The organism is Microvirga arvi, assembly GCF_016892765.1.
Classification (GTDB): Bacteria; Pseudomonadota; Alphaproteobacteria; order Rhizobiales; family Beijerinckiaceae; genus Microvirga; species Microvirga arvi.
Map to the genome: position 1 here is coordinate 37,753 of NZ_JAFEMD010000031.1, position 15,725 is coordinate 53,477.

Annotated in this window: 17 protein-coding genes; 1 reads left to right on the forward strand and 16 read right to left on the reverse strand. The window is 60.7% G+C overall.

Going from position 1 to position 15,725, the window contains the following annotated elements:
* Nucleotides 1-32 precede the first annotated feature (32 nt).
* The 9 genes from ILT44_RS18640 to ILT44_RS18680 form a co-directional block, all read right to left on the reverse strand.
* Nucleotides 33-389, reverse strand: a complete 357-nt coding sequence (locus ILT44_RS18640) for a DUF6665 family protein (protein WP_204241114.1) — start codon at nt 387-389, stop codon at nt 33-35.
* A 97-nt stretch (nt 390-486) separates the two neighbouring features.
* Nucleotides 487-1,707 carry an adenylate/guanylate cyclase domain-containing protein gene (locus ILT44_RS18645; RefSeq protein ID WP_204241115.1) on the reverse strand — a complete coding sequence of 407 codons (1,221 nt, stop codon included), beginning with the start codon at nt 1,705-1,707 and terminating at the stop codon, nt 487-489.
* Between the two features lie 311 nt (nt 1,708-2,018).
* Nucleotides 2,019-3,065 (reverse strand): alpha/beta hydrolase, encoded by a 1,047-nt coding sequence (locus ILT44_RS18650; RefSeq protein ID WP_204241116.1) that lies wholly within the window; start codon nt 3,063-3,065, stop codon nt 2,019-2,021.
* Between the two features lie 7 nt (nt 3,066-3,072).
* Nucleotides 3,073-3,837 carry a DUF4405 domain-containing protein gene (locus ILT44_RS18655; RefSeq protein ID WP_239468365.1) on the reverse strand — a complete coding sequence of 255 codons (765 nt, stop codon included), beginning with the start codon at nt 3,835-3,837 and terminating at the stop codon, nt 3,073-3,075.
* 25 nt (nt 3,838-3,862) lie between these two features.
* Nucleotides 3,863-4,291 (reverse strand): cytochrome P460 family protein, encoded by a 429-nt coding sequence (locus tag ILT44_RS18660; RefSeq protein WP_239468366.1) that lies wholly within the window; start codon nt 4,289-4,291, stop codon nt 3,863-3,865.
* Between the two features lie 149 nt (nt 4,292-4,440).
* Nucleotides 4,441-5,622 carry an aldo/keto reductase gene (locus tag ILT44_RS18665; protein WP_204241119.1) on the reverse strand — a complete coding sequence of 394 codons (1,182 nt, stop codon included), beginning with the start codon at nt 5,620-5,622 and terminating at the stop codon, nt 4,441-4,443.
* A 596-nt stretch (nt 5,623-6,218) separates the two neighbouring features.
* A complete protein-coding gene (locus ILT44_RS18670; protein WP_204241120.1) occupies nt 6,219-6,815 on the reverse strand; it encodes an FAD:protein FMN transferase in 597 nt (198 codons plus the stop codon).
* Nucleotides 6,785-7,087, reverse strand: a complete 303-nt coding sequence (locus ILT44_RS31500; protein ID WP_204241121.1) for an FAD:protein FMN transferase — start codon at nt 7,085-7,087, stop codon at nt 6,785-6,787. Before ILT44_RS31500 ends, ILT44_RS18670 begins: the two co-directional genes overlap by 31 nt.
* A 23-nt stretch (nt 7,088-7,110) precedes the next feature.
* Nucleotides 7,111-8,100: an aldo/keto reductase gene (locus ILT44_RS18680; RefSeq protein ID WP_204241122.1), complete on the reverse strand. Its 990-nt coding sequence runs from the start codon at nt 8,098-8,100 to the stop codon at nt 7,111-7,113.
* A 130-nt stretch (nt 8,101-8,230) separates the two neighbouring features.
* Between ILT44_RS18680 and ILT44_RS18685 the strand changes: the two genes are divergently transcribed.
* Nucleotides 8,231-9,121: a LysR family transcriptional regulator gene (locus ILT44_RS18685; protein ID WP_204241123.1), complete on the forward strand. Its 891-nt coding sequence runs from the start codon at nt 8,231-8,233 to the stop codon at nt 9,119-9,121.
* A 147-nt stretch (nt 9,122-9,268) separates the two neighbouring features.
* Here the strand turns inward: ILT44_RS18685 and ILT44_RS18690 are convergent, their stop codons facing one another.
* The 7 genes from ILT44_RS18690 to ILT44_RS18720 all read right to left on the reverse strand — a co-directional run bounded on the left by ILT44_RS18690 (nt 9,269) and on the right by ILT44_RS18720 (nt 15,675).
* Complete coding sequence (locus ILT44_RS18690) at nt 9,269-10,402, reverse strand: AI-2E family transporter (protein WP_204241124.1); 1,134 nt, start codon at nt 10,400-10,402, stop codon at nt 9,269-9,271.
* Nucleotides 10,403-10,537: 135 nt separating this feature from the next.
* Nucleotides 10,538-11,314 (reverse strand): hypothetical protein, encoded by a 777-nt coding sequence (locus ILT44_RS18695; RefSeq protein WP_204241125.1) that lies wholly within the window; start codon nt 11,312-11,314, stop codon nt 10,538-10,540.
* Nucleotides 11,315-11,406: 92 nt separating this feature from the next.
* Complete coding sequence (locus ILT44_RS18700; RefSeq protein WP_204241126.1) at nt 11,407-11,676, reverse strand: hypothetical protein; 270 nt, start codon at nt 11,674-11,676, stop codon at nt 11,407-11,409.
* A gap of 42 nt (nt 11,677-11,718) precedes the next feature.
* A complete protein-coding gene (locus ILT44_RS18705; RefSeq protein WP_204241127.1) occupies nt 11,719-12,720 on the reverse strand; it encodes an HAD family hydrolase in 1,002 nt (333 codons plus the stop codon).
* A 134-nt stretch (nt 12,721-12,854) separates the two neighbouring features.
* Nucleotides 12,855-13,142 carry a hypothetical protein gene (locus tag ILT44_RS18710; RefSeq protein WP_204241128.1) on the reverse strand — a complete coding sequence of 96 codons (288 nt, stop codon included), beginning with the start codon at nt 13,140-13,142 and terminating at the stop codon, nt 12,855-12,857.
* A 152-nt stretch (nt 13,143-13,294) separates the two neighbouring features.
* A complete protein-coding gene (locus ILT44_RS18715; RefSeq protein ID WP_204241129.1) occupies nt 13,295-15,250 on the reverse strand; it encodes an alkyl/aryl-sulfatase in 1,956 nt (651 codons plus the stop codon).
* A gap of 113 nt (nt 15,251-15,363) precedes the next feature.
* Nucleotides 15,364-15,675: a sulfatase-like hydrolase/transferase gene (locus tag ILT44_RS18720; protein WP_372441185.1), complete on the reverse strand. Its 312-nt coding sequence runs from the start codon at nt 15,673-15,675 to the stop codon at nt 15,364-15,366.
* Nucleotides 15,676-15,725: the final 50 nt, after the last annotated feature.

Here is a 15,725-nt window from a genome sequence, read left to right on the forward strand (position 1 = left end):
GCCTCACACGACTTGTGGGAGTGGGCTTGATGTTAGTTCGCCTCGTCGGCCTTGCGCCTGACTTGCCCGACCCGGTTCAACACCTCACGCGGGATGCCGTAGTCCTTCACCACAGCGTCCCAGTTCCGGAGACCGCATAGCTCCCGCTGGATCATGAAGGCCCAGACGAGGTCGGCTGCCCTGTCCAGTAAGGCACGGCGACGATGCTCCCTGTCCGGCGTGTGCGCTTCGGCATCGAAGGCTCGCAACGCCCTGAGAACCTGCTCGACCTGGCCGCTCAAAGTGCCAAGCGTATGCGCTTTTTGCTCCCGCAACTCGTGATCAAGCACGTTCCAGCCGGTCTCCGGCTGAAGGCCGGTCGACAAGCTCTGAGGAATGCGAACTGCCATCTCAGGTCTCCGCAACATGACTATGTGAGGAAGATGGTATTGCAGCCCTCATGGGTGAACGCGACACCCTGGCGCAAGTCCACACCGGCGACGCCTGTCATGCCGCGATGTGAACAAGGAGGCCTTGATGCCTGCCCCGGAGCTGGACTTGGCGCGATGACTGGAACCTCGTGAGCCACTCCGGATCTCCCGCTGCCCGGATGCAATCCGCTGAGGCGATGATCGAGCCGCCAATCTCGCGCGTCGCCTCCTCAAGTCGGCTCGCCACGTTCACGACGTCCCCGACGACCGTAAACTCGACGCGCTCCCTGCCGCCGAGATTGCCCACCGTCACCGGACCGCAATGGAGGCCAATCGAGACGTGCAGCGGATCTGCGCCGCGGTCAGACCTCTTCCGATTCCAGCGCTCAATCTCCTGTTGGAGTTCGAATGCACAGGCGAGTGCGCGGGCCGGCGCGTCTGATCGCAGGTCGATGGAGCCGAACGTCGCCATGAAGCCGTCGCCCAGGTACTTGTCGAGCGTGCCGCCATGCTTGAAGACGATGGTGCAACTCCGCTCCTGGAAGCTGCGCAGCAAGGCGAACGTTCGCTCGGGCGAGAGGGTTTCGGTGAGTTTGGTGAAGCCGACGATGTCTGCAAACAGGACCGCCACCGTCCTTGTCGCCGGCTCTCCGAATGCCGTCCTGCCGCGCCTGGTGAGCGCCTCGGCCACGTCCGGAGAGACATAGCGCGCGAGATCCGCGCGCACGACCTCGGTCTCAACCTGGTTCAACAGGGTCCGCCGGCTGCGCCAGACGGCGAGTGTGATGAGCAGGGTGAACAGGGAGGTTGCAACAAGCTGGGTATACCATGCCGTCAAGCCGACAAAGGCAGGCTTGAAGGAGAGATCCAGGATTGCGGCTGACGTCAGTGCTCCTTCCGCAACAGCATCGTTGAACCGCAGCGTGTCCGGCTGGGAGTAGATCGTGAAGACGCCGATTGACCAGATGCCCAGGATCGACACACCCGTCCAGAGCACCCTTCTTGGAGAGTAGGTGAGAGCGGCCTCTGCGAGGAGAAGGAGAACGTAGAGGAATTCCTGGCCGCGCAGGCGGGTCTGGATGGGCCATTCATTGCCGAGGCTGGCTGGCGGAGGAACCAAGATCGCCGCTGACACCAGCGCGACATCAAGGACGATAAAGCCAAGCTTAATCGCCTCGCCGTGAGGATGGTGCCGCAACCGGTACGGGACATAGCCGAGAATGAAGAACCCGAGGGCGTAAGCTCCGTAATAGAGATCGCGTGGCCATGGCACGAGCCAGATGAGCCAGACAGCCACGACGATGATCGCCGTCAGCCGAGCATAGAACGCGAACTGGAGGCCCTCAAGTTCCGCCTGCCGAATGCTCGCCTGTAGATGATCCTGTGAGTTTCCAGATGACCAAAGCGATCGAAGAGTCTGCAAGGTTCTGGACACAAAGCCGATAATTCGGTTCGCCACATCAGGCATATGCTCGCTCTGCTCATCACAAAGGTTCTGGGTCCTGAACCTAATAGCATTCCAACGAGAGCCTTGCACGCTGCGAGCGGAAACAGCGATGGGGAGGCTTCAAGGCAGGGCTTGGATCGATAATCCTGAGCACTCTCTTTTCAGTCTCTGTTCCTTGTCTTGGTGGACCTTCCCCAAAACTGAATGGCATCGCCTATCCACCCTTCGGCGTTCGTGCCGATACCGAGCCCGAAGCCGTGACCGAGATCTTTGTACTTCCGGTATTCTACCTCCGTGCCGGCCTTGCGCAGTGCCGCAACCCGCCTTTCCATCGCAGAGGGAGGGGCTATCCCATCCTGCTCGCCCACGGCCACGAAAGTAGGAGGTTCATTGTCGGAGAAGTCTGAATGGCCCGTGTAGGCCATCACGACAGTGGACGGCTTCGGCAGGTTCTTGCCTCCATATCGGGCGACGCCGTGCGAGCCGATTGACGCTGCCATTCTGGCGCCCGCGGAACTGCCCCATAGGGAATACTCTTGAGTACTGACCCCGAGAGTGCCGACATTCTCGAAGATGTAGGAGATGGCCGCAGCCAGATCCTGGGTGGCGACTGCTCCGCCTTGTCCCACCCGGTATTTCAGGACGAAAGCATTGTATCCCTTGCTGCTGATCTCGGCTGCATAGGGAAAACCTTCGTGGACGGAGCCGACATAGGAGAACCCGCCCCCGGGCGAAACGACCGCGAAGGGTGCTCCCGGCCTGCCGCGGAAGAAGAACAACCCGGTATGCTCCTTCGTCGGATCAGCCCGCTTCTGCGCTTCTGTGTAGATGTCGTAGAAGACGGTTATGCCCTTGCCGACGTCATCGATCATGCGGTTTAACGATCCCACGACGGTCTCGGGACGGACCTGCGTGTGGTACGGCAGGAGCGAGCCGATGTCGGCCAGCGGCATGTTCTCGTCATAGGGACGGTCATCCCAGGGCAATATCCGCCGACCGAACCCCGTGAACGCCGGATGGTTCAGGATGTCCCGGATCGTGCTGTTGGCGGACAGGGGAACCGCCTTGGCTCCGCCGGTCGTCTGCTCTCTGCTCTCGCCGGGCCTGTCACGTGCCAAGGCGGCCTCGCTCGCTTTCGCCGCCGAGCAGGTCGACAGCAGGAACAGGGACAGCGCCATGGCAGCGGACGGCAATGCGAGAATGCCCATTTACGAATTACCTAATAGCTTGTTGATCATTGAACGCCGTCGGACGGTCGGAATGCGTGGCCGTCTTCTGCCCTCGCGGGATCTCCGTCCTCCGACCGATCAATGAGTTCATAGCCCTCCGATGCTGCATCCATTTCATCGCGTAGTAAGTCAGAGTCATGTAGAGCCCCGCGATCGCCGCAAAGTGGACGAAGAAGCCTGCCACCGACTCCTCGAAATTCCACCAGTCGAGCGTGACCTGCATGGTGAGCTTGGTGCCGAGGCGCAGCTCGAACGAACTCCAGATGCCATGGATCGCAATGGCGACGGCAGCTGCCCGAAGTGCGGTAGCGCGCACGATGCTCGCCTTCGAGATGCCGAACAGGTTGCGTGACAAGCCCATTATCATCGGCCAGCGCAGGCCCAGGTGGATGGAGACGATAATGAGGACCCAGTATGCGGCGAGGGTATGGATCTGCCGCACGGTGAAGCCGCCATAGGCCGACATGAAGCCGGACAGCGTGTTGGAGATCAGGACGCTGGTCACGAGCAGCGACAGCATCGCGATCAACAAAAACAAGGTGATCCCGATGTTGAACAATCCACGCCTGTGACGTCTCTCCTTGGGGATCCTGCCGTACCAGCGCCGATTGAAGATGTTGTGCACGATGACCAGCAGGAACATGCCCGTGCCAGCCAGCTCGTGGACCGTGTTGCCCAGCCACCAATAGGCAAGACCGAGCAGCAGCAGGCCGGCTGCGATCAGGTCGAACACCAGCCGCGTCAGGAACATGGAGCTCAAGATCTGCCTCCCGGGTTCATTCGATCGGCGTGCCGTTGAATCGGGGGATGCGGTATCCCGTATACAGGTACTCACTTCCCGACTGGCTCTGGTGGCAGGACTGACAGCGGGCGGTGTTCTCGCTCATGTTGATGATCCTGTCGGGCTTGAACCATTGGAACTGCGAGTCGCCGGTTTTGCGAGCGGCTTCGTAATCACCGCCCCATCCGTCGCCCTTCTCCATGACGAAGTACCGGAAGACTTCGCCCTCGCGGTAGTCGACCAGCACGAAGTGCGTGCCTGACGGGACCGGCTGGCCCTTTTTGACGGCCTCGATAGCCTCCGGCGTGGTCATGATGTGTTCCGTCACGTTGCCGCGCCGGACAGTCGTGTAGTGCACCAGCTTCTCAAGGGTCGGAAACGTCACGCGATTGCTCTCGGCAAGCGCCTGCCAGCCGACAAGCATGACGGCGGCAGACGCCAGGGCAATCAAGGGAAAGCGCAATCTCGGGGACTTCACAAGGAATCTCGCACCAGTTGGGCATCAGAGCAGTTTGGAACGAGCGCAGCGTCCTTGCTGCGCCCCTTCACGGGATGTTGTCATCGTCGGGGGGATCAGGTCTTGGGAGGTGCTTCCACACCCGAGAAGACCAGCACTGCATCCGGGAGACGCGCGCCTCGGACCTGAATCGCCGCAACGGCGCGGTTCAATTCGGCCACTTCGGACCCTGTGAACTGCACCGCGGACGCGCCGATGTTCTCGAGCATGTGCGGCATCTGGGTCGTGCCCGGGATGGGAACGATCCAGGGTTTCTGCGCCATCAGCCAGGCCAGCGCAATCTGCGCCGGAGTAGCCTGTTTGCGTTCGGCCCAGCTCCTCAGCAGGGCGACGAGCGCCAGGTTGTGCGGCAGGTTCTCCGGCGAGAAGCGGGATTCGATCCCGCGGATGTCTCCTTGTGCAAACCGCGTCCTGGCGTCGATGGCCCCGGTCAGGAAGCCCACCCCAAGCGGGCTCCATGGGACGAAGCCGATGCCGAGTTCCTGGCAAAGCGAGAGTACCGCCTCTTCCGGCCCGCGCCACAGCATCGAGTATTCGCTCTGGACGGCGGTGACAGGCAGGGCGGCATGAGCCCGCCGCAGCGTTTTCAGTCCCATCTCGGACAGACCCCAATGCAGGACCTTGCCTTGCGCCATCAGATCCTTGACCGCGCCGGCGACATCCTCGATCGGCACCTGCGGATCGACCCGGTGCTGGTAGAGGAGATCGATGCGATCGGTCCGCAGGCGCCTCAGCATGCCCTCGACGGCCGCCTTGATGCGCTCCGGACGGCTGACGAGACCCGGCCGCCGCTCTCCCGTCTCCAGATCGACGTCCCAGCCGAACTTCGAAGTGATGACGACCTTGTCGCGGAACGATGTGATGGCTTCGCCGAGGATCCGTTCGCACTCGTGGGGGCCGTAAGCTTCAGCACAGTCGAAGAAGGTCACGCCACGGTCGAAGGCTGTCCTAATGATGTTGAGCATCTTGGGCCGGCTGGGGATCGTCGTCTGGTAGGTCCGGTGCATGTTCTGGACGCCGAGGCCCACGCTGGAGACCTCCAGCGAGCCGAGCTTGCGGCGTTCCTTCAAGGTTGTACCGCCGGAGCCCTGACCGCCGTTGCCAACCCCTTGCGCGCCCTGCTGGGCGTTCGCCGAGAAAGACGCACCGCCGACCATTGGGGCTGCTGCCACTCCCGCTGCCGCGATCAGAAACTTGCGCCGGTTCGGATCAGTTTTGTGGGTTTCTATCTCTGGCATGAATTGCTCCATTGAATGTCACCCTGTCCATAGGGAGGTGGCTTGCTTCGAACCTAATCACGGAGACTGCGATCGATTAGACGGGGAATGCCGCATGAGCCTATGAACATCTTTCATGAACTGCCTGGTGGGCATTCATGCTGGATCATCGCGACGCCTGTTCTCTGATTTGCCGGATCGCGGCATCGAAGCCCTCAGGCGTTCCACTGGACCCTGCGAGTTTGCCGACGTTCACCTGATCGATGGGTTTCCCCACTACAATCTTCGGCACAGCCGCCGCAAAACGGCGCTGCAATTCAAGCGAGCGAGGGACAGTCGCGTGTGGGGTAACTTCCACTGAAGTTATCACCCCATTGGCCAAGGTTGCTTTGACTGTGATGAACGATGGTTGGCCTCCGTACTGTCCGGTTGCCGTGTAAACGCCATCCGCATAGCGATTTCGGGGAGATGGTGCTGGAGGCGTGCCCATACGGGGCGTTGGTGCAAGCTCTTGTGCACTCGGTCCGGAGGTCAAGTCTCCCGTCAGCATCAGAGCCGCCGGAATTATTACTATCTGTCTCATCCTTCTTGCCATCGTCATGTCGCTGTCCTTCCGTTCATGTGAAGAGTTCACCGTCGAAGTCGGCGGAGGCTTCGGCATGGCCGTCGGCGAGCATCCGGACCCAGGAGAACTGGAACGCGTGAGCCAGGCGCTCTGCCGGGACGAAGAAGAGGGCGGTCGCCAGTCCGTCGGCCGTCGCCGCGTCGTCCGCGACGACACAGGTCGAGACCACGTCGTCTGTCGGCATGCCAGTGCGCCCATCAATCACGTGATGCAGTCTGTCACCCCAGGCGCGCCGGTTCACGGCCGAGGCGCACAGGGCGCGATCCTTCAGGTGTGCCACGCCGATGGCGAGACCGGCATTGAAGGGATGCTCCAGCCCGATCCGTAGGGCATCGTCGCCTGCATGGAGCAGGTCTCCGCTGCCGTCGACGAGGAAGCTCGTGAAGCCTTCGTCGCGCAGGATGTCGGCGATGATGTCGACGAGGTATCCTTTGCCGGCCGCACCGACGTCGATCACGAGCGGACGTTGGGTGAGGAGTGACGAGCCTTCGCGTCGAACATCAGTCGACCAACGCGGCCTTGCAAGAGAATGATTGCGAATCCCGGCAACATCGGGCGTCAACGAGTAGGTTTGGTCATAGCCGAGCAATTCCAGATCACGCCCACCAGCGGATCGACCGCACCCTCGGTGCAGGCATGCAGTCGATCGTAAAGATCGAAGAGCGCGACCGCCTCCTCCGGGAAGGTGACGCATCCGCCCTCGGTCAAAGACGCGATCCGCGAAACCAAAGAGTCCGGCCGGAACCGCGAATAGGTCGCGTCGAACCGCTCAAGGATCCGCCGTCGCGCCGGCATCTCCAGCGGCGATGGCGTCTCGATCTCCCAGGTGGTTCCGATGGCATTGAACGTGAAACGGAACATCGCTCTTGCTTGATGTGTCTGGTTCAGCGACCGACACGCGCTTGCAGGTGTGCCGGATAGCGGTCCCCCTGCACGGTGATCGTGGAGAGGGCCTCCTCGATCCTCTGAAGATCGCCGGCTGTCAGTTCGAAATCGACCGCGCCGATATTCTCTTCGAGCCGATGGAGCTTCGTCGTTCCGGGAATCGGCACGATCCAAGGCTTGCGCGCCAGCAGCCACGCCAGTGCGATCTGGGCGGGCTTCCCATGCTTCGCGGACGCGATCTGCCCGAGGAGATCGACGAGGCCCTGGTTCGCCTTGCGAGCTTCTTGCGAGAAGCGGGGCACGATGGTGCGGAAGTCGTTGCCGTCGAACTTGGTGTTCGTGTCGATGGTCCCGGTGAGGAATCCCTTACCCAGTGGGCTGAACGGCACCAGGCCGATTCCCAATTCCTCAAGCGTCGGGATGATCTCGTTCTCCGGCTCGCGCCACCACAGGGAATACTCGCTTTGCAGGGCGGTGATGGGCTGGACGGCATGCGCCCGGCGGATGGTCCCCGCGCTGGCCTCCGACAGACCGAAATGCCTGACCTTGCCCTCGGCGATCAGGTCCTTCACGGTCCCGGCGACATCCTCGATCGGCACGTCCGGATCGACGCGGTGCTGGTAGAGAAGATCGATCACGTCGGTACGCAGACGCTTCAGCGACCCGTCGACGGACTGCCTAATATAGTTGGGACGGCTGTTCAGGCTCTGCTCTCCGTTGGGGCTCGGCAGTTCGAAGCCGAACTTGGTGGCGATCACCACCTGGTCCCGGATCGGCTCCAGCGCCTCACCGACCACCTCTTCGTTGGTGAACGGACCATAGACCTGCGCGGTGTCGAAGAAGGTCACCCCACGCTCGTAGGCGGTGCGGATGAGCTTGATCGCATCTTGAGTATCAGTGGCCGGGCCGTAGCCGTGGCTCAGGCCCATGCAACCGAGGCCTAGGGCCGAGACTTCGAGCCCCTTCCTGCCAAGTGTTCGCTTTTGCATGTCTGTTCTCCGTTGATTGAGCCTCAGGAGCGCAAGGGCGGCCGATGAGGTAACAGCCAACGATCTAGTGATTGGGACTACCCTCAACTAGCTGCTAAAACCCGCATGAACATATGAAGGACTTTCATGAATGCCGCGGGACACCATCAATGACCTCCAATCCTTTCTGGCGGTCGCGAGGGAGCAGAGCTTCACGAAGGCTGCAACGAAGCTGGGGGTTTCCCAGTCGGCACTGAGCCATACAGTGCGCGGGCTCGAGGCTCAGCTCGGAGTTCGGCTTTTGACCCGCACCACCCGCAGCGTCGCGCCGACCGCGGCAGGAGAGCGCGTCCTTACGACGATGGGGCCGCTGCTCGACGAGATCGAGGCCGGGATGGCCGCCTTGAGCGAGTTCCGGGAGAAGCCTGCGGGAACCATCCGCATTACGACCGGTGAGCACGCGGCCCACACGGTTCTCTGGCCTGCGTTGGAGCGGCTGCTGCCGGACTACCCAGACATCAAGGTGGAACTCGATATCAACAACGCCATGACCGACATTGTGGTGGGGCGCTACGACGCTGGCGTACGGCTCGGCGAGCAGGTGGCCAAGGACATGGTCGCGGTCCGCATCGGGCCGGACGCACGCATGGCAGTCGTCGGCGCACCGTCCTACCTCGAACGTCGGCCGCGTCCGCGGACACCGGAGGATCTGACCGCCCACGATTGCATCAATCTCCGAATGCAATCCGGCGGCCTCCTAACATGGGAGTTCGAGAAGTGCGGTCGGGATGTGAAGGTGAAGGTCGATGGGCGGCTCGTGTTCAACAACACGCTCATGGCCCTGGAGGCGGCGGTGGCCGGGTACGGACTGGCATACCTGCTCGAGGATCGGGTTCAAGCATGCCTTGCAGACGGACGGCTGGTCCAAGTTCTAGCCGATTGGTGCCCGCCGTTTTCAGGGTATCACCTGTACTACCCGAGCCGCCGGCAGCCCACGCCAGCCTTCGCCTTGCTCGTCGATGCGCTGCGTTATCGCGGTTAAACAGGGAATGACGTAGGACTCTGGCGCAAATGGAGGGCGGAGCCTGATCCGCTCGACGAGGAGGCGCCGGCACATGCCCTTCACCCGGTCACGATCGAGCATCGCACCTTCGGCTGTTTCCAGATCGCGATGCACCAAGGCGGAAGCCTACTCAAGCGAACGCTGGATCTCTCTTCGTCCAGACTCCACTGGCTTTGAAGGAACGACATCTGGTGCGAATGGCGCAGCGGCGTCCACGTCAGGGCTGGCCAGCGCCTTCCTCATAGCGAACCGCAGGATCACTCCGAGGGATGCCGCCAGCGGAATCGCGACCAGCAGGCCCACGAAGCCGAACAGATACCCGAAAGCGAACAGCGCGAACATCAGCCAGACCGGGTTGAGCTTGACGCGGCTGCCGATGATCCGCGGCGACAGGACATAATCGGCGATCGTTTCGCCGAGCAGGAAAATGCCCGCCACGATGGCCAGAGGCGTCCAGTCAGGCCAGAACTGGGCGATTGCCACGCACGCTGCGACGACGAAACCGACACCGAATCCCAGATAGGGTACAAAGCTGATCAGGCCGGCGGTGAGGCCGATCAGGATGGCATGATTGAGCCCGGTCAGCCGCAGTGCTCCTGCGTAGAATACCGCCAAGATGAGGCAGATGACGATCTGCCCGCGCACGAAGCCGGCTACCGTCTCGTGGATCTCTCTCCCAACGGCCCAGATGTCGTCGCGGTGCTTTGCCGGCACCCAACCGTCGATCGCCGCGATCATTCCGTCCCAGTCGATCAAGAGGTAAATGCCGACGATCGGAACCACGACGAGGAGCGAGAGAAGTGAGAAAAGGGCCTTTCCGCCCGACCATGCCGAGCGGACGAGCTCATCAAGCCAAGCAGAACCCATCGAGGCCACCGCGTGGGTGACCGATTCCTCGATCCGGATTTCCTGACCCATGACCTGATGCAGCCAGGGTCGACTCGTATCGGCGGCGAGAGACTGGACCCGGGTGACATAGCGTGGGAATTCTTCAATGAAGAATCTCAACTCTCCGACGAGCGCCGGCAGCATCACCAGCAGCAGGCCAATAAAGCAGGACACCAGTAGAAGAACAAGCATGAGGGCTGCGAGTGAACGGTTGATCCCGGCTCGCTCCAGCCTGTCGACGGCGGGGACGAGTAGGTAGGCGAGGGCCATACCGACCGCGAATGGCAGCAGGATCTCATGCAGCATCACCAGCATCACCAGGGCGATGACGGCGATCGTGATCCAGAACGCGGTGGGGCGGGCAACCGTCATGGCTTGCCTCCTGGGCTCAGTTCGTTGCGCCCTGCGCTATGATTCAACAGGAACGATGATCTTCCGGTTGCGGCTCTTGTTGATCATAGTGTGCCGACGCAGCGTCGCAGCGTCGCCCGCCTCAGCTTGTCCCCTTCAGTAGCATGGCGGATACGGGTAAAAGCCGCACTGGCCATACCCGTAATAAGGGGCCGCTGCGGCCGCTCCAAGGACCGTACCGGCGGCAAGACCGGCCGCTGCCCCGGCACTCGCCCCATACCAGGCGCCACGATAGACGGGCGCGTGCCAATAGCGGCCGCCAGCCCATGCGTCGCCACGGAATCCGCCAAAGCGCGCGGCGTCGAACCCACCGGCGCGGAAACCTCCGACCCCCCCTGCGTGGAAGCCACCAAAGCCGCCACCGAAACCACCGAAATGGTCGATGAACAGTGCTGCGGGTCCGCTCGATCCGGCCAGGCTCCCTTCCAGCACCGTAACGTCGAAGGTCAGGTTCCCACCTTCAAGCTTGGGCGCTTTCAGCGTGACGACGGCGTCGCTGACCTTCGAGCCATCACCACCCAGGGTGGATACAGTGGCGTTGGGCGGATCCTTGGCGAAGCTGTCCTTGCCTTCATCCCATTGCATGATGAACTGCTCGGTCATCACGTGACCTGCGGCCCGCACGGGCCGATCGGCGAATACGATTGAACTCGGCGATACACCAACCAGGGTCAACTTGCCGCCTTCCAGCTTCGCGCCTGCCGCGTTGAGCACGGCGAGTGACGGAACCGGACCTGTCTGCGTGGTCTGGCCGATGGTTTTCGAGAGCGGCACATGGGGTTTGGTCGTCGCGTCCTGGGACAGCGCGACGCCGGGTGCTAAGCAAAAGCCACCGACGAATAGAGCTAGGCAAGCTAATTTCTGAGCCCGCATGGCTAAACCTCCTTTGGTGAGCGTGCAGGTCAGGTCAACCGGACCTATGCTGCAATGTAAGCGTACGCTTTCGTCACGACTTGAGACCATTGTTAATCGAGCTTCTCGATCCGGGCTGACATGTCTGGCGTGAGGCGCATCCGGTAGGATGCGTTGCCACACCTCACGTTCCACACAGTCTCGTCCGGTTTCGAAAGTTGGGCGTCTCGTTGCGCCGTCACAGGCTCGTCGCAGCGATGACCCTGTAACCGCAGTTGTGCCGCGAGGGTTTCCGGCGGCGAGGCCTGGGCTGCCGCATCGCGCCCGCCGGAGACGAGGAGTGCTACAGCGACTGCCCTAACGAGAATTCCACGCCATGCCATGGAGATAACCTCATTGTTTGCCTGCGCCCCATCGGTGGGATCCTATTCGAATGCGAAGATGCGCTTCCAGTCGTTCTTCATGCTGATCACTGACCATCCATCCTTCCTGGCCTCGCCATAGAGCGCGGCCGTGAGGGCACCGACCTTGGTGTCGGGCAGTCCGGCGGCCGGGCCGTAGGCGTATTCGCGGGTGGCGTCATCGTGCAGAACCAGCATCTTGAGCCGAGCGCCATCACCCGCTGCAGTCCATTCCAGCATCTCGCGGTCACCATTCGAGTTGCCGAATGCTGCTTGGGGTCGACGGCCGATCATCAGGTGAATCCCTTCGGGCTTGCCGGCGTTGTTGTCGTTGAGCAGAAGCTTCGGCTCCTTGGTCAGGAACGGCTTGCCGTCCTTGGCATAGCCGAACTTCGTCGCGCCCGCAGTGCCGACCACCTGCTCGGGCGGGATGCCGTAGACCCGTTCGGAGTAGATGCGCACGAAGTCCTGGCCGCCGCCGGTCACGATGTATGTCTTGTAACCATTGTCGCGCAGGTGGCGCAGAACTTCGAGCATGGGCTGATAAACCAATTCGGTGTAGGGACGCTGCCAACGCGGATGCCGAGCCGTTTCGAGCCACTTCATGGCCTCGGCGTTAAACTCCTCCACCGTCATGCCGGTCAGCGTCGCGGCGAGAATCTTTTCGAGATCCTGCATCGAGAATTTCGCCATCGCGGCTCGATTGCCTGAGAGAACAGTCTTGAAGGGCTCGGCATTTCTGAGTTCCGGCCGCTTAGCTACTACTGCCGGCACGCGATCCAGGCAGTAAACCACCTGCGAGTACATCGGGTGTTCAACCCATAGCGTTCCATCTTGGTCGAAAGTTGCGATACGCTCCTCCGGACGGACGTAGCTCTGGCTGGTTTGATCGGTGGTGGCACGCACAAAGTCGAGGATGGCCTGTTTGGCTGCCCCATCGTTCCACGACGGCAATGGGCCATCCGTCGACGACACCTGCGCCGCCGCAGGGATGGATCGGAGCAGCCCAGGCAGGACTGGAAGCATGGCCAATGTCGAGAGTATAATGCGACGGTTGATACCGGATGGAGCGATCGGATCCATGTTCAATCCCTTTCGGATGCACAACAGACGCGGTTGAGGAGCACGTGGGAGGATTATCAGTCTCCACGAACCCGAATTCAGAAGTCGTCGGATCCGTCCTTGCAGCGGTAGCCAATGAAGCATTGGGGATTGTTGGAGCTCGGCACCCATGCCGGCTCGGGGAACTGGCCGACCAGGCATTCCGAGCCGTTCTTGACGAAGCGGGCATAGGTCTGCGGGCTGGTGTCGAGGACAACCGCGCCATCCCGCATGACGAGCTGCCGATTGGCACCGCATGTACGTTGTGACGTTGGCGGACCGGCCTGTGCTGTCGCTGCTGTGGCTGTCAAGGTGAGAGCAAGGGCTGAGATTAGGATTCTTGTCATCGTATCCTCCTCTACGCTTAAAAGAGTTATGCATCGATCCAGCGAGCAGGAGTCGGTCATCGCTCATTTCGTCCAAAGGCGAGGGCCGCGATGAATGGAATCATGAATCCCCAACTCCGCATCGCCTCCGAATGAGCCGAACCGACCTTGCGCTAGGGTCCCTCGTAGTAGGTCGCATCGTCCTGTAAAACTTCGGACTTTGAAGACAGTGCAGCTTCCTTCTTCGTGCCCGGCAAAACTTCGAACCAATTGTCAAACTTGACCATGGTGGAGCCAAGCTGCGTTAGCACCTGTGGATTACCCTCCAGTTTAGCCTTACCAGCAGCGACCTTGTCTGCCAGCTTCGCCGTTCCTATCATCACGTCCTCGAGTTCGCGACGATCGATTGTGATTGTCAGATCGGCACCTCTGGCCTGATACCCGGCAATCGTTGTCAGCGTGGCATTGCTCATCTCGGTTACAAATTTCTCGCCGTTATCAGGCGTCGAGATGTTGATCTTGAACTTCATGCCCTCGGCCTTGCGGCTATCCATCTGGATGCCGAGGTAATTGAGGAATAGCTCGGTGCTCGTTCCGCGCACGAAATCAGGACTGCCTGCTTTTGCGGCCTTCACGGCGACGACACCATCCCGGAGTTCTTTGGCGCCTGCGAGGAAGCTGTTGCGGAGGCTCGGGCTCTCGAACTGATAGCCCATCTGCTCGTAGGTATCCGCGAGGAGGTCTTTTGCGTTTTGATTGTCAGGTTCCGCGTAGGCCAATTTGTTGAGAATTTCCATTGCGAGGCGATATTCGCCCTGATTGTAAAGTTCCTGGCCTTTCGCCATCACCTTCGCGGCACCACCCATCATCTCGATGTAAAGTGGCGCAGAATCTTCCGGCGACAATGGAACCAGTGTTGCCGGATTCAGGTCCCAGAAGCCAAGATAGCGTTGGATCACGGCACGGCTGTTATGCAGATAAGAGCCGTGATAACCGCGGTCGTACCATAGTTCCTGCAGACTTTTAGGCGGCTCGTAAACATTGTGGATCTGGTTGATCGTTACGCCATTGTTTGCCAAGTGCAGCACCTGATTGTTCAAGTTCGCATACATGTCCCGTTGTCCGCGCATCACCTCAGCGACCCGCTCTTTCCCCCAACGTGGCCAACTGTGCGATGCGAACAACACTTCAGCCTGATCGCCAAACTGATAGAGTGCGACGTTAATGTACTGCGACCAAGCCAGTGCATCACGAACCGGTGCTCCCCGCAGCGTCAAGATGTTGTGAAGACTGCTGACGATGTTCTCCGCAGCCCAGAATGCCTTGTAATCCGGAAACCAGGTATTCATCTCCGCGGGCGCTTCGGTGCCTGGAGTATTCTGAAAAACCATCCGCACGCCGTCGATTGTCAGTTCCTCGATCGGCTGTTCGATGCTCTTGGTTGGGGGCAGGATGCCGACATCGCCACTCGCAGCGGCCTTGCCAATGGATGCATCGACCTGACCGTAAGGGCTCGTCGGCACAAGGTCACCATACGTATAGCTCTTACGACGGGTCATTGCGTTGCCGGCGTAGAGATTTTCAGCGATTGACTCGTTGATGAAACCCTTGGGGGCAATGATTTGCACCTTCCCGGCTGCCAGTGCGGCGTTATCCACGACGCCTCGGATACCGCCGAAATGGTCGGCATGGGAATGGGAAATAATCACTGCCACGACGGGGCGCTCGCCGAGCTTCTCGTTGATGAACCTGAGGGCAGCACGCGCCGTCTCTTTGACTGTCAGCGGATCAATCACGATCCACCCGGTATTGCCTCGGATGAACGAGACGTTTGCGAGGTCGAACCCGCGCACCTGGTAGATCCCCGGCACAACCTCGAACAGGCCATATTCCATATTGAGCAGTGCCTGACGCTGCAAGGATGGATGGATGCTGTCGTAATCTTTCCCGGCCAGGAGAAAGGCCCAGTTATCAATATCCCAGGCTATCCCGCCCTCGTCATTCATGATCTTGCGGTAGGAAGGCGCAGCAATAAAGCCACGTTTCGCCTCTTGGAAATCCTGCTTGTCGGCAAGTGGCAAAACTCTTCGCTGCTGTTGTTGAGCTTCGACTGTGTAGCGCGAGGGCATCTTTCCCTTGGGGCTATAATGTTGCGGTTCCTGCGCGACCGATGCCCCTCCGAGTAGTCCAGCTAAGGCTACACCGAGCACAAGAGACCAACGCCTTGATGATCCAGTCATATTCAGCCCTCTGCTTCTCGATCGAATGAGGTGCGCTCGAAGAGATCAGAGCGCAGGTTGAACAGCATCGACGCAGTACAGGATTGCTGACCGTAATAGTCTTTGAAGATAGCGCTCTCATTGGCGATGCGGTCGATGTTGGGGGTGCGGTAGCCCATCATGCCGCGGTTGTAGGCGCTGATGTTCCAGAAGCCGATGTCGTCGGCCATGATTACGACGATGTTGGGTTTCTGCTGCTGCGCGGTTGCCGGCGTGGCGATCACGGACGCGGCCGATACCAAAAGGCCGAGCCCCAGGTTCCTCATCATGCGCATTGTCGTACCCTTCGATGGACGTGACAGTGAGAATGTCCGCGGCGCTCTCG

What these genes read in the sequence shown, in the direction of transcription:
- ILT44_RS18665 (WP_204241119.1), bottom strand. Translation starts at nt 5,622, where the DNA reads ATGCCAGAGATAGAAACCCACAAAACTGATCCGAACCGGCGCAAGTTT.
- ILT44_RS18660 (WP_239468366.1), bottom strand. Translation starts at nt 4,291, where the DNA reads ATGCTTGTCGGCTGGCAGGCGCTTGCCGAGAGCAATCGCGTGACGTTT.
- ILT44_RS18655 (WP_239468365.1), bottom strand. Translation starts at nt 3,837, where the DNA reads ATGTTCCTGACGCGGCTGGTGTTCGACCTGATCGCAGCCGGCCTGCTG.
- ILT44_RS18685 (WP_204241123.1), top strand. Translation starts at nt 8,231, where the DNA reads ATGCCGCGGGACACCATCAATGACCTCCAATCCTTTCTGGCGGTCGCG.
- ILT44_RS18695 (WP_204241125.1), bottom strand. Translation starts at nt 11,314, where the DNA reads ATGCGGGCTCAGAAATTAGCTTGCCTAGCTCTATTCGTCGGTGGCTTT.
- ILT44_RS18700 (WP_204241126.1), bottom strand. Translation starts at nt 11,676, where the DNA reads ATGGCATGGCGTGGAATTCTCGTTAGGGCAGTCGCTGTAGCACTCCTC.
- ILT44_RS18720 (WP_372441185.1), bottom strand. Translation starts at nt 15,675, where the DNA reads ATGCGCATGATGAGGAACCTGGGGCTCGGCCTTTTGGTATCGGCCGCG.
- ILT44_RS18710 (WP_204241128.1), bottom strand. Translation starts at nt 13,142, where the DNA reads ATGACAAGAATCCTAATCTCAGCCCTTGCTCTCACCTTGACAGCCACA.
- ILT44_RS18640 (WP_204241114.1), bottom strand. Translation starts at nt 389, where the DNA reads ATGGCAGTTCGCATTCCTCAGAGCTTGTCGACCGGCCTTCAGCCGGAG.
- ILT44_RS18690 (WP_204241124.1), bottom strand. Translation starts at nt 10,402, where the DNA reads ATGACGGTTGCCCGCCCCACCGCGTTCTGGATCACGATCGCCGTCATC.
- ILT44_RS31500 (WP_204241121.1), bottom strand. Translation starts at nt 7,087, where the DNA reads ATGTTCCGTTTCACGTTCAATGCCATCGGAACCACCTGGGAGATCGAG.
- ILT44_RS18715 (WP_204241129.1), bottom strand. Translation starts at nt 15,250, where the DNA reads ATGCCCTCGCGCTACACAGTCGAAGCTCAACAACAGCAGCGAAGAGTT.
- ILT44_RS18650 (WP_204241116.1), bottom strand. Translation starts at nt 3,065, where the DNA reads ATGGGCATTCTCGCATTGCCGTCCGCTGCCATGGCGCTGTCCCTGTTC.
- ILT44_RS18680 (WP_204241122.1), bottom strand. Translation starts at nt 8,100, where the DNA reads ATGCAAAAGCGAACACTTGGCAGGAAGGGGCTCGAAGTCTCGGCCCTA.
- ILT44_RS18705 (WP_204241127.1), bottom strand. Translation starts at nt 12,720, where the DNA reads ATGCTTCCAGTCCTGCCTGGGCTGCTCCGATCCATCCCTGCGGCGGCG.